This window comes from Streptomyces mabaensis (assembly GCF_053763515.1).
This window is the reverse complement of sequence record NZ_JBSOPZ010000035.1, coordinates 31,970-44,017: the sequence shown is the minus strand read 5'-3', so window position 1 is coordinate 44,017 and position 12,048 is coordinate 31,970. Positions and strand designations below refer to the sequence as shown.

At 72.4% G+C, this 12,048-nt stretch carries 12 protein-coding genes; 6 read left to right on the top strand and 6 right to left on the bottom strand.

Features of this window, described 5'->3' with window-relative positions; genetic code table 11:
• Positions 1-606 precede the first annotated feature (606 nt).
• The 3 genes from ACWV17_RS26925 to ACWV17_RS26915 form a co-directional block, all read right to left on the bottom strand.
• On the bottom strand, positions 607-1,701 hold the full coding sequence (locus ACWV17_RS26925; RefSeq protein ID WP_455361708.1) for a S1C family serine protease: 1,095 nt from the start codon (positions 1,699-1,701) through the stop codon (positions 607-609).
• Between the two features lie 90 nt (positions 1,702-1,791).
• Entirely contained in the window at positions 1,792-2,535 is a 744-nt protein-coding gene (locus ACWV17_RS26920; protein ID WP_455361707.1) for a class I SAM-dependent methyltransferase, read from the bottom strand.
• 50 nt (positions 2,536-2,585) lie between these two features.
• Entirely contained in the window at positions 2,586-3,185 is a 600-nt protein-coding gene (locus tag ACWV17_RS26915; RefSeq protein ID WP_455355474.1) for a DUF3043 domain-containing protein, read from the bottom strand.
• A gap of 286 nt (positions 3,186-3,471) precedes the next feature.
• Here ACWV17_RS26915 and ACWV17_RS26910 point away from each other — a divergent pair, with 286 nt between their 5' ends.
• From ACWV17_RS26910 to ACWV17_RS26895, 4 genes are all read left to right on the top strand, one after another.
• Complete coding sequence (locus ACWV17_RS26910; protein ID WP_455355475.1) at positions 3,472-4,254, top strand: PspA/IM30 family protein; 783 nt, start codon at positions 3,472-3,474, stop codon at positions 4,252-4,254.
• 15 nt (positions 4,255-4,269) lie between these two features.
• The gene (gene pspAA / locus ACWV17_RS26905; RefSeq protein WP_455361706.1) at positions 4,270-4,548 is read left to right on the top strand and encodes a PspA-associated protein PspAA; all 279 of its coding nucleotides are present in this window, start codon (positions 4,270-4,272) and stop codon (positions 4,546-4,548) included.
• 162 nt (positions 4,549-4,710) lie between these two features.
• The gene (locus ACWV17_RS26900; RefSeq protein ID WP_455361705.1) at positions 4,711-5,958 is read left to right on the top strand and encodes a sensor histidine kinase; all 1,248 of its coding nucleotides are present in this window, start codon (positions 4,711-4,713) and stop codon (positions 5,956-5,958) included.
• Positions 5,955-6,647 carry a response regulator gene (locus ACWV17_RS26895; protein ID WP_455355478.1) on the top strand — a complete coding sequence of 231 codons (693 nt, stop codon included), beginning with the start codon at positions 5,955-5,957 and terminating at the stop codon, positions 6,645-6,647. Before ACWV17_RS26900 ends, ACWV17_RS26895 begins: the two co-directional genes overlap by 4 nt.
• Before the next feature lie 557 nt (positions 6,648-7,204).
• Here the strand turns inward: ACWV17_RS26895 and nadA are convergent.
• On the bottom strand, positions 7,205-8,395 hold the full coding sequence (nadA, locus tag ACWV17_RS26890) for a quinolinate synthase NadA (RefSeq protein ID WP_455361704.1): 1,191 nt from the start codon (positions 8,393-8,395) through the stop codon (positions 7,205-7,207).
• A gap of 226 nt (positions 8,396-8,621) precedes the next feature.
• Here nadA and erpA point away from each other — a divergent pair, with 226 nt between their 5' ends.
• On the top strand, positions 8,622-8,978 hold the full coding sequence (gene erpA, locus ACWV17_RS26885) for an iron-sulfur cluster insertion protein ErpA (protein WP_455355480.1): 357 nt from the start codon (positions 8,622-8,624) through the stop codon (positions 8,976-8,978).
• Positions 8,979-9,074: 96 nt separating this feature from the next.
• On the opposite strand, the gene ACWV17_RS26880 is transcribed toward erpA, so the two are convergent.
• Together ACWV17_RS26880 and ACWV17_RS26875 are read right to left on the bottom strand one after the other, a co-directional pair.
• Positions 9,075-10,565, bottom strand: a complete 1,491-nt coding sequence (locus tag ACWV17_RS26880) for a hypothetical protein (RefSeq protein ID WP_455361703.1) — start codon at positions 10,563-10,565, stop codon at positions 9,075-9,077.
• A 121-nt stretch (positions 10,566-10,686) separates the two neighbouring features.
• Complete coding sequence (locus ACWV17_RS26875; protein ID WP_455355482.1) at positions 10,687-10,887, bottom strand: hypothetical protein; 201 nt, start codon at positions 10,885-10,887, stop codon at positions 10,687-10,689.
• A 177-nt stretch (positions 10,888-11,064) separates the two neighbouring features.
• On the opposite strand from ACWV17_RS26875, the gene ACWV17_RS26870 reads away from it, so the two are divergent.
• Complete coding sequence (locus ACWV17_RS26870; RefSeq protein ID WP_455355483.1) at positions 11,065-12,039, top strand: carbohydrate kinase family protein; 975 nt, start codon at positions 11,065-11,067, stop codon at positions 12,037-12,039.
• The last annotated feature ends 9 nt before the right edge of the window (positions 12,040-12,048 follow it).

The window sequence follows — 12,048 nt, the reverse complement described above, 5'->3', positions numbered from 1 at the left end:
GGGCGCCGAACACGGGCCCGCCGCCCCCAGCGGGCGGCGGGCCCCGCCCTGCGCGCGGCAAGCGCGCGGGCGTGCCGGGCGAAGTGCTGGGCAGCGGCGGCGTTGCTGCGCGGCGCGCCGCGCCGGGCCCGCGCGGGCCGAGCAGGACACGGCCGCGCCGTCCCGCCTGGGGGCGGCGGGCCCCGCCGTGCGCGCGGTGAGCGCGCGGATGTGCCTGTGCCGAGCCCGAGGCCAGGGTGATTGGCCGCGGCGGCGGTGCTGCGTGGCGCACCGCGCCAGGCCCGCGCTCGGCCTGCGCGGGGCGGCCGGGCCGCCCCGGGCGTACCGCGTCGGCCGCGAGGTGTGCCCCCGCCGGGCCCGCGCGGGCCCGGCGGGACGGCGCGGCCGGGTCCTGCCGCTGTCTGCGCGCGGGGCGCTGGCTGTGGTGCGCCGGCCCACGGCCGCCTCGCCGTGCATTCGGCCGTTGCGTCGGCCCCCCGGCCGTCGCCGGGCCCGCGGGCCGCGCGGGAAGGCGCGCCCTGCGCCGGACCCGCAGCCCGGCCCCGCCCCCCCGCCGCGCCCTGCGCCGGGGGCCTGGTTGCCGCGGCTTTCGCTGCGACGCGCGCTTCAGAGCTCGCCGAGTGTTACCTCGGCCGTTCGTTCCCTGCCCGCGCGCTCGTATGTCGTCCGTACCTTGTCGCCCGGCTTGTGTTCCGCCAGTGCCTCGGACAGCGAGGTGATGGTGGTGACCTCGGCGTCGTCCAGCCCGGTGATCACGTCCCCCGCCCGGATGCCGGCCCGCTCCGCCGCCCCGTCCCGCACCACGTCCACCACGGCGACGCCCGCGGGCCTGAACCTGTCGTCCAGGACCGTACGCCCGCTGATGCCGAGCGCCGCCCGGTCCGAGTCCGTGACCCTGCCGTCCTTGATGATCTGGTCCGCGATGTGCTGCACCGTCGAGGCCGGGATGGCGAAGCCGATCCCCGGCGCCGGGACGTCACCCAGCCCCGGGTCGGTCGCGCCGAGCGTCGGGATGCCGATGACCTCGCTCTCCAGGTTCACCAGCGCGCCGCCGCTGTTGCCGGGATTGATGGCGGCGGAGGTCTGCACCATGTCGGCGATGGTGGCGCCGGTCCCGCCGCCCGCCGGAGTCTCGCTGACCGTGCGTCCGACCGCCGAGACGATGCCCTGGGTCACGCTGCTGGAGAGGCCGAGCGGGCTGCCCATCGCCAGCACGATGTGCCCCACTTCGACCTTGGCGGAGTCACCGAACCGGGCGGCCTTCAGCCCTTCCGGTGCCCGGGCGAGCCGGACCACGGCGAGGTCCTGTTCGGGATAGGCGGCCACCAGCTTCGCGTCGAGCGTGGTACTGCCGGTGGAGACGGTGACCTTGAAGTCCCGTTCCCGGCCGACCACATGGGCGTTGGTGACGATATGACCTTTGTCGTCGTACACGATGCCGGAGCCCAGGCCGTCCCCCGCCTCGATCTGGACGACCGAGGGCAGTACGTCGTCGATCACCCGCTGGTAGTCGGCCTGGAGCTCGCTGGTCGCCCTCCGCGGCGCGCCCACCTCACCCGCGCCCACCTCGCCCGCGCCCGCCCGGGCAGTCCGCGGTGCCGCCGCGTCCGAGCAGCCGCCGAGCAGAGCGACGGCGCAGACCCCGGCGGCGAGGGCCGGCCCCAGTCGGCGGACACGGTTCCGGTTACGTGATCCATCCATGACCGGAGTATCCCTTTCGCCCGGGTCTCCGGTCCTGTGCTGAGGGGCCGATCAGGGCCCGCCGCAGCCGGCACGGCGGACGCAGCGGACTCAGCCGCGCACTCCGCAGAGGTGGATCAGCGCCGCGACCCGGCGGTACGGGTCGGTGCGCCCGGCCCGGTCCTCCGCGGCCAGCAGCCGCTCCAGCTCCCGCGCGGCAGGCAGCTCGGCATCGGAAGGCGCCGTATCCGTGAAAACCCGCACCCCGTACCAGGCATGCAGCGGCGCGCCGATGCCGGCCAGCGTCCTGGTCAGCGCGTCCAGCCGGTCCGCGCGGACCTCTAGCCCCAGACGGTTGGTGTACGCGTCGGTGTCGAACGCGGCGAGCGCCGTCGGCCAGTCCCCGGACAGACCCGGCCGCATCACGAGCGCGTCCGCGTTCCGTACGAGCAGGGACAGCAGGCCGCCGGGGGCCAGCATCCGGGCCAGGCCCGCGAGCATCGCGTCCGGCTCCCGGACGTACATCAGTACCCCGTGGCAGAGCACGACATCGAAGCTGCCCGGCAGGAAGTGCACACCGGTGTCCCGGCCGTCGCCCTCGATCAGCCGCACCCGCTCGCGGATGCCCGCCGGCTCACCGTCCAGCGCGTCCCGCGCCGCCGCCAGCATCCCGGCATCGGACTCCAGCCCGGTCACCCGGTGGCCGGCCCGGGCCAGCCGCAGCGCCTGCGTCCCCTGCCCCATACCGACGTCGAGCACCCGCAGCCGCTGCCCGACCGGGAAGCGTGCCGCGAGCTGCTCGTCGACCTGGCGGGCGACGAGCTCCTGACGGACGGTGTTGCGAAGACCCCCCAAGCCCTTCAGCCACGCCGAGGAGCCGCCGTCGAAGCCGGAGACAGCTGTACTCAGGGCCGCTCTCCGCGCTTGACCTGCGGCTTCGGCAGACGCAGCCGGCGCATCTGGAGGGTGCGCATCAGGCCGTAGGCGACGGCGCCGCGCTTCGGCTCGTTCGGGAAGCGCTCGGCGAGCTGCTTCTTGAGCCGGATCCAGATGCCGATCGAGTCGATGACGATCATGATGATGACGCCGAGCCAGAGCAGCAGCGCGATGTTCTGGATGTTCGGCATCCGGATCATGCTGAGGACCAGGATCACCACCGCGAGCGGCAGGAAGAACTCGGCGATGCAGAAGCGCGAGTCGACGAAGTCGCGCACGAAACGGCGCACCGGGCCCTTGTCGCGCACCGGCAGGTAACGCTCGTCGCCACTGGCGAGCGCCTCGCGCTGCCGGGCGAGCTCCGCACGGCGGCGCTCGCGCGCACGCTTGGCGTCCTCCTTGCGGTTGCCTGTAGAGGCCACCACGGCGCGGCGCTGCGTCTGGGCGACGCTGCGCTTCGGCGTGGGGCGGCCCTTGGGGGCCTGCGGGTCACGGGGCTGCTTGGAGAGGTCCGGCGTCACCTTGACGGTGGGGGCGGCCTTCTCTTCCTTGGAACGGCTACGGAACACAAAACCCAAGGGTACGGGGTGGCGGGCGGGGAGCCCCACCCCCTGCCGGGAACGATCGGGCAACGTCACGCGTCGTTATGGGGGCAGAGCGGACGCGGCCGGGAGTTTCCCTGATCGACATCTACTCCCTACGCCTGAGAACGCCCGTCAACAGTCGTCCTGGAGGAGGAGCACATCCGCGCTCGAACAGTGCGGTAATGGAGGCAGGGCCCGTACTGTGGGTTCTGTTGGAGTGCTGGAGCTGGAGTCCGTCAGAAGGGGGCGCGCGAAGCCCATGAGCGGTGTCATGAAGCGTATGGGGATGATCTTCCGCGCGAAGGCCAACAAGGCCCTGGACCGGGCCGAGGATCCGCGCGAGACCCTCGACTACTCGTACCAGAAGCAGCTGGAGCTGCTTCAGAAGGTACGCCGCGGGGTCGCCGACGTGGCGACCTCCCGCAAGCGGCTCGAACTGCAGCTCAACCAGCTGCAGGGGCAGTCCTCCAAGCTGGAGGACCAGGGCCGCAAGGCGCTGGCCCTGGGCCGTGAGGACCTGGCGCGTGAGGCGCTGTCCCGGCGGGCCGCGCTGCAGCAGCAGGTCACGGACCTGGAGACGCAGCACCAGACACTGCAGGGCGAGGAGGAGAAGCTGACGCTCGCCGCGCAGCGCCTCCAGGCCAAGGTCGACGCGTTCCGCACCAAGAAGGAAACGATCAAGGCGACGTACACCGCCGCGCAGGCGCAGACCCGCATCGGCGAGGCCTTCTCCGGCATCTCCGAGGAGATGGGCGACGTCGGCCTGGCGATCCAGCGGGCCGAGGACAAGACCGCACAGCTGCAGGCGCGGGCCGGCGCGATCGACGAGCTGCTGGCTTCCGGTGCGCTGGACGACCCGTCCGGCATGGCGAAGGACGACATCGCCGCCGAGCTGGACCGGATCTCCGGTGGTACTGATGTAGAGCTGGAACTGCAGCGGATGAAGGCCGAACTGGCGGGCGGCTCCGCGCCGAAGCAGGCCATCGAGGGCGGCGCCGGTGCGCAGGACGCGGCGGAGCAGTCGCAGACCCAGCACAAATTCGACAAGCAGTAGTCGAAGGAGAGCGTCGTGATCGTACGGATCATGGGGGAGGGCCAGGTGCGGCTGGCCGACAGCCGGCTCGCCGAACTGAACACGCTGGACGACGAGCTGCTCGCCGAGATGGAGAGCGGGGACGAGTCCGGCTTCCGGCGCACACTGAACGCCCTGCTCGACAAGGTACGAGAGCTGGGCGACCCCCTCCCGGACGCGACCCTGGAGCCGTCCGACCTGATCCTGCCGGCGCCGGGAGCGACGCTGGAAGAGGTCCGCGAGATGCTCACCGAGGACGGCCTGATCCCCGGCTGACCCCACCCCTCCAACACCCCGCTGCCCCGCCCCCGGATCTGAGGGGGCGGGGCAGCGCGCTACGCCCCGCCGCACCGGCGCCCCGGCCGGGGGCCTGCCCCCGGCCGGGGGCAGGGAGGGGAAAGGGGCTCCGGGGCCGGACCCCGGCGGGACGTCGTACCGTTGCTTCCCGTGACGACGACCCCCTTCGGCGCGGGCCTGGACCGCGCGCGGTACTGGCTGCGCGGACATCCGCTCGCGCTCGACGCCGCCCTCGCGCTCGCCGTGCTCGTCGCGATCATCGTCGGATCGTTCGCCGACCCGCACGGCGGACCCCACGGCCCGACCTTCGGCACCCGTACCCCCGACGCCCTCAGCCTCGCGCTGATGGTCCTCGGCGCCGCCGCGCTGATCTTCCGCCGCCGTCGGCCGATGGCCGTGCTCGCCGCCACCAGCGCCGTCTCCTTCATCGAGCTGGTCAGCGGTGACCCGCGAGCCCCGGTCGCGATGTGCGCCGTCGTCGCCCTCTACACCGTCGCCTCGCGCACCGACCGCCCCACCACCTGGCGCGTCGGCCTGCTGACCATGACCGGGCTGACCGGGGCCGCGATGCTCGCCGGCCCGGCGCCCTGGTACGGCCAGGAGAACCTCGGCATCTTCGCGTGGACCGGTATGGCCGCCGCCGCGGGTGACGCCGTACGCAGCCGGCGCGCCGTCGTCGATGCCATCCGCGAGCGCGCCGAGCGTGCCGAGCGCACCCGGGAGGAAGAGGCCCGCCGCCGGGTGGCCGAGGAGCGGCTGCGCATCGCCCGCGACCTCCACGACGTCGTCGCCCACCACATCGCCCTGGTCAACGTCCAGGCCGGGGTGGCCGCCCACGTCATGGACAAGCGCCCGGACCAGGCCAAGGAAGCGCTCGCGCACGTACGCGAGGCCAGCCGCTCCGCACTCAACGAACTGCGCGCCACCGTCGGCCTGCTGCGGCAGTCCGGCGACCCGGAGGCGCCGACCGAACCGGCGCCGGGACTCGCCGTCCTCGACGAGCTCGTGGACACCTTCCGGCACGCGGGCCTCCCGGTGGAGGTGGCCGTCAGCGAGGACGGCCCGCTCCCCGCCGCCGTCGACCTGGCCGCGTACCGGGTGATCCAGGAGGCGCTGACCAACGTACGCAAGCACGCCGGCCCCGGAGCGAAGGCCGAGGTCAGCGTCGTACGGGTCGGTTCCTGCGTCGAGGTCACCGTCCTCGACGACGGCACCGGCAGCGAGCCGGCCGACGGCCACCCGGAGAACGGCGGCGGCCACGGGCTGATGGGCATGCGCGAACGCGCCACCGCCCTCGGCGGTCGCTGCTCGGCCGGCCCCCGGTACGGCGGCGGCTTCCGCGTACAGGCGATACTGCCCGTCGGGGCCCGCACGGGGGAGGAACAGTGACGATCAGAGTGCTGCTCGCCGACGACCAGGCGCTGCTGCGCAGTGCGTTCAGGGTGCTGGTGGACTCCGAACCCGACATGGAGGTCGTCGCAGAGGCGTCCGACGGCGCCGAGGCCGTGGAGCTCGCGCGCTCCGAGCGCGCGGACGTCGTCCTCATGGACATCCGGATGCCGGGCACCGACGGCCTGGCCGCCACCCGGCTGATCAGCGCCGACCCGTCCCTCGCGGGCGTACGCGTGGTGATGCTGACGACCTTCGAGGTCGACGAGTACGTGGTCCAGTCGCTGCGCGCGGGCGCCTCCGGATTCCTCGGCAAGGGCGCGGAACCGGAGGAGCTGCTCAACGCCATCCGGATCGCCGCCGCGGGTGACGCGCTGCTCTCCCCGGTGGCGACCAAGGGGCTGATCGCCACGTTCCTGAAGCAGGGTGGCGGCGGCGGTCCGGACGGCGACGGCGGCCCGGGGCTGCACTCGGAACGGCTGGCCGCGCTGACCGTCCGGGAGCGTGAGGTTCTCGTCCAGGTGGCCGGCGGGCACTCCAACGACGAGATCGCGCAGCGGCTGGAGGTCAGCCCCCTCACCGTCAAGACCCATGTGAACCGGGCGATGGCGAAGCTGGGCGCCCGGGACCGGGCCCAGCTGGTGGTCATCGCCTACGAATCGGGCCTGGTACGGCCACGGGTGGAGTGAGCGACAGCCCCACCCTCACCGGCGGCCGAAGGCAGTAAAGGACGCTCACCGGCCTCTGGCCTGACCGGCCTCTTGCCTCACCGGCCTCTTGCCTCACCGGGCCCTGGCCCCCGGGTCTCCGGCTTCACCGGGCCCTGGCCCCCGGCTTTCGGCTTCACCGGGCCCCGGCCTCACCCCGCGCATGGCCCTTGGCCCCACGGCCCTCGGCCACACGGGCCGCCGGCCTCACCGGCCCCCGGCTCCCACGGCCCCACGGGACCCGGCTGCCGACGGGCCCCGACCCCCGGCCCCCCGGGCCGCGTCCCCACGGGCCTGCGGCCCGGGGGCGGCCCGGCCACGGCCGTGCCCGGGCTTCGCCCGGTGCGGCTCACCGGCCTCCCGCCCGCCGCAGGCGCGTCGTGCCCGGCGTGAGCCCGAGTGAAAGGGGCGCCCCTCCCGGAGGGGCGCCCCTTTCGTTGGGGTCTGGCGATCGCGCCGCGTAGCGGGCGCGTCGATGGGGGCCTGTGGGGGCTTCCCCCACCTGAAGGGCGGGAGGGTGGGATCGCCCCCCGTACCCGCTACGGCAGGGCCAGCATCCGTTCCAGCGCCAGCTTCGCGAAGCTCTCCGTCTCCTTGTCGACCTGGATCTGGTTCACCAGATTCCCCTCGGCCAGCGACTCCAGCGTCCACACCAGGTGCGGCAGGTCGATCCGGTTCATCGTCGAGCAGAAGCAGACCGTCTTGTCGAGGAAGACGACCTCCTTGTCCGGGTGCGCGGCCGCCACCCGGCGGACCAGGTTCAGCTCGGTGCCGATCGCCCACTTGGAACCGGCCGGGGCCGCCTCCAGCGTCTTGATGATGTACTCCGTCGAGCCGACGAAGTCCGCCGCCGCCACGACCTCGTGCTTGCACTCGGGGTGCACCAGCACGTTGACGCCCGGGATCCGCTCGCGTACGTCGTTGACCGAGTCCAGCGAGAAGCGCCCGTGCACCGAGCAGTGCCCGCGCCACAGGATCATCTTCGCGTCGCGCAGCTGCTCGGCGGTCAGGCCGCCGTTCGGCTTGTGCGGGTTGTACAGGACGCAGTCCTCCAGCGACATGCCCATGTCCCGCACCGCGGTGTTGCGCCCCAGGTGCTGGTCCGGCAGGAAGAGGACCTTCTGGCCCTGCTCGAAGGCCCAGTCCAGCGCCCGCTTCGCGTTCGACGAGGTGCAGATCGTCCCGCCGTGCTTGCCGGTGAACGCCTTGATGTCCGCGGAGGAGTTCATGTACGACACGGGCACGGTGGCCTCCGCCACGCCCGCCTCGGTCAGTACGTCCCAGCACTCCGCCACCTGCTCGGCGGTCGCCATGTCGGCCATGGAACAGCCGGCGGCGAGGTCCGGCAGGACCACCTTCTGGTCGTCGGACGTCAGGATGTCCGCGGACTCCGCCATGAAGTGCACACCGCAGAACACGATGTACTCGGCCTCCGGCTTCGCGGCCGCGTCCTTGGCCAGCTTGAAGGAGTCACCGGTGACGTCGGCGAACTGGATGACCTCGTCACGCTGGTAGTGGTGGCCGAGGACGAAGACCTTGTCCCCGAGCTTCTCCTTGGCGGCGCGGGCGCGCTCCACGAGGTCCGGGTCGGACGGCGAGGGCAGGTCGCCGGGGCACTCGACACCGCGCTCGCTCCGGGGGTCGGCCTCACGGCCGAGCAGCAGCAGGGCGAGCGGCGTCGGCTGGACGTCGAGCTCCGGGCGGGTTGGGGCGGTGGTCACGACACGCACCCTTTCTTCGTCTGCAACGGGACCTTCTCGTCTATTTGACGCTATCTATCATAACCGCTTCACGTCAGTTTGACGATGTCCATAGTGTCGATGTGACGCATTCCCGCACGCCTGCCGGGTGTGCGAGCATGAAGAACCAAACGCAAGCGCAAGGCCCGGAATGAATCCGCGGCCCCGTCGGTTGAGGCCGACGGCAAGCAGTCCGAACAACCCGGGAGTGAAGCAGATGTCCGTTCAGGACGAGAAGACCACTGTGAGCGACGGCATCCTCCTGTCCGACGCCGCCGCGGCCAAGGTCAAGGCCCTGCTCGACCAGGAAGGCCGCGAGGACCTGGCGCTGCGTGTCGCCGTTCAGCCCGGCGGCTGCTCCGGCCTGCGTTACCAGCTGTTCTTCGACGAGCGCGCCCTTGACGGCGATGTCGTGAAGGACTTCGACGGCGTGAAGGTCGTCACGGACCGGATGAGCGCTCCTTACCTCGGCGGTGCCTCCATCGACTTCGTCGACACCATCGAGAAGCAGGGCTTCACGATCGACAACCCGAACGCCACCGGCTCCTGCGCCTGCGGTGACTCGTTCAGCTAAAGCCACCGAACTGCGCGAGGCGGCGCCCCCCCCGAACGGGGAGCGCCGCCTCTGTCGTATGCGATGAGCGGGGCGCACAGCGAGGTACGCCGGCCGCTACTTTCGTGTCGGCGGCACCGGCTCCCCGGTCGCCCCGTTCACGACCTTCCGGTCGCCCAGCGGCTTGTCCAGCGTCACCGTCTCGGTCAGCTCCTTGGCCAGCATGATGCAGACCCGGTCCTTGCCGGTCTCCGCTTCGATGAGCTTCACGGTCACCGCCGACGCGCTCTCGGTGGCCTGCGCCGAGTATTCGCTGCACACCGAGCCCCAGAAGGTCAGGGTCAGCGTCCGGCCGTCGGCGCTGTACGACTCGATGGGGGAGCTGCGCGTCGCCGGCGGAGGCGTCGAATCCTTCGGCGGCACCGGCAGGGTGGTGGAGGGGGCCTCCGGAGTGGGACCCGTCAGGTACTTCGGGTCAACCGCCGGATGGGTGATGGTGAAGTCCGCCGCACCCTTCTCGCCCTTGACCTGGAACAGCCACGACGGTACGAGCGCCTGCCGCCCGTCCACGAACTGCGCCGCGAGCCCGAACACCGCCTTCTCGACGATCACCGTCGCGGGCTTCCCGGTACCACCCGAGGCCCCGTCCGAGGGCTCGCACGGTGCGGCCACGTCACCCTGCTCCGGCTTCTCCGCCGGTACGGGCGTCGCGCAGCCGCCGATCCCGATCGGCCCCGCGCCCTCCCCGGCCTCGTTCAGTGCGGCGAGCGCCCCGTCCGCGTCGATCACCGGATACGTGTCGCCCTTCACCGGCTTCTTCAGCTGTCCGCTGCCGCCGACCACGTCGCCGCCGGGGCCGATCTGCACGCCGGTCGTCCAGCCGTACGTCGGCAGCCCGCCGATGACGGGACTGGCGTTCACCACACGCACCGCGCCCATCAGCTGCCGCGCGTCCAGCTTGGCGTCGTCCTGCCCCAGCGCCTTGAGTACCGGAGCGGCAGCCGCCTTCGCGGCCTTCTCGCTCACCGCGGCACCCGAGTCCTCCGGCGGAACCGTCGTCCCCCCGCAGGTGTCCTTCCCGCGCTCACAGTCGTCGCTGCCGCCCGCCTGGTACTTCACGAACGTCCAGGTCCCGGGCGCCTGCCGGTTCACCTGCAGGACCGGCCCGGCCGAGTCGCGGACCACGCCCGCCTTCCAGACGTCGCCCTCCAGGCGCGGCTTGTCCGTCACGCCGAGGGCCCCGGCGAGCTTCGCCACCTCCGCCTCGCCGACCTCGCCGCGCGTGCGGTAGACCGGCGCCGCGTCGGGTCCGTCCGGCAGTTCCCCCTCGGCTCGGTAGACGACGCCGCCGGGGTCGGGCTCGCCCGGGGCGATGTCCCCCCGCCCCGAGCCGTCCGTATGACCGTCGAGGGCAAGCGGGGGCGGGTTGCCCTCCGCGCCGGGCGTGCCGTTCCGGTCGGCCGCGTCGCCGTTGCCGGCCGCCGTCGAGGCGACGTACGCGCCACCGCCGCCGGCCAGCAGCACCGCTGCCGCGACCGAGGCGACGGCAAGCGGGGAACGCCGTCGGCGGGGACCGTCGGTTGGTGTGTCGGACCGCTCGCTGCTCACCGTGTTACTCCTTCGACAGGGGACACGGCTGAGACGGTCGGGAGGAGCGAGCGGTTCCCCTGCGGCGGGCCGGTCCCCCGGACGGGTCAATCCACGTACGGGTCGCGCAGGCCCCAGTCGCCTAGTCGCCGTACTCCGACATGGAGTCGAGCAGCCGGGCGGACGCCGGCGGAACGGTGATCCCGTGGATCTGCGACGGACGTACCGGTACGGGCGCGGGCTCGGCCGGGACCGCCCAGTGCGGTGCCATCCGGGCGCAGTCGCCGCGCAGCTGGGCGAGGCTGAATTCAGGGGCGGGGTCCGTGGCGATGTGCTTCGGCATGCGCGCTGCTCCCGTATCTCGGAGATCCGCTTGCGGACCCCGTATACAGGCACCGTAAGCACGACGATCGTCACGAAAAAAGACCTACTATCGGGTAGTTTTGCCAGGTCGGCGTGGGCCCCGGAACCCGGTAGCGTGAACTGTCACCTCCCCTCGACGCCACAGGAGCGCTTCGCCGTGCGGATCGCAGTCACCGGCTCCATCGCCACCGACCACCTCATGACCTTCCCCGGCCGCTTCGCCGACCAGCTGGTCGCGGACCAGCTGCACACGGTCTCCCTCTCCTTCCTGGTCGACAACCTCGACGTACGCAGGGGCGGCGTCGGCGCCAACATCTGCTTCGGCATGGGGCAGCTGGGCACCCGGCCGATCCTGGTCGGCGCCGCGGGCGCCGACTTCGACGAGTACCGCGCGTGGCTCGACCGGCACGGCGTGGACACCGCCTCGGTCCGTATCTCCGAGGTGCTGCACACCGCCCGCTTCGTGTGCACGACGGACGCCGACCACAACCAGATCGGCTCGTTCTACACCGGTGCCATGAGCGAGGCCCGGCAGATCGAGCTCAAGGCGGTCGCCGACCGCGTCGGCGGCCTCGACCTGGTACTGATCGGCGCGGACGACCCCGAGGCGATGCTCCGCCACACGGAGGAGTGCCGCGCCCGCGCCATCCCGTTCGCCGCCGACTTCTCGCAGCAGATCGCCCGGATGAACGGTGACGAGATCCGCACCCTGCTGGACGGTGCGACGTACCTCTTCTCCAACGAGTACGAGAAGGGGCTCATCGAGTCCAAGACCGGCTGGACCGACGAGGAGATCCTGGCCCGCGTCGGCCACCGGGTCACCACGCTCGGCTCGCGCGGTGTGCGGATCGAGCAGACCGGCGCGGAGCCCATCGTCGTGGGCTGCCCCGAGGAGGTGGCGAAGGTCGACCCGACCGGCGTCGGCGACGCGTTCCGCGCGGGCTTCCTGTCCGGCCTCTCCTGGGGCGTGGGCCTGGAGCGCGCCGCCCAGGTCGGCTGCATGCTGGCGACCCTGGTGATCGAAACGCTGGGCACCCAGGAGTACACCCTGCGCCGCGCCCACTTCATGGACCGCTTCACCAAGGCGTACGGGCACGACGCGGCCGAGGACGTCCGGGACCACCTCGCCTAGTACCGGTAC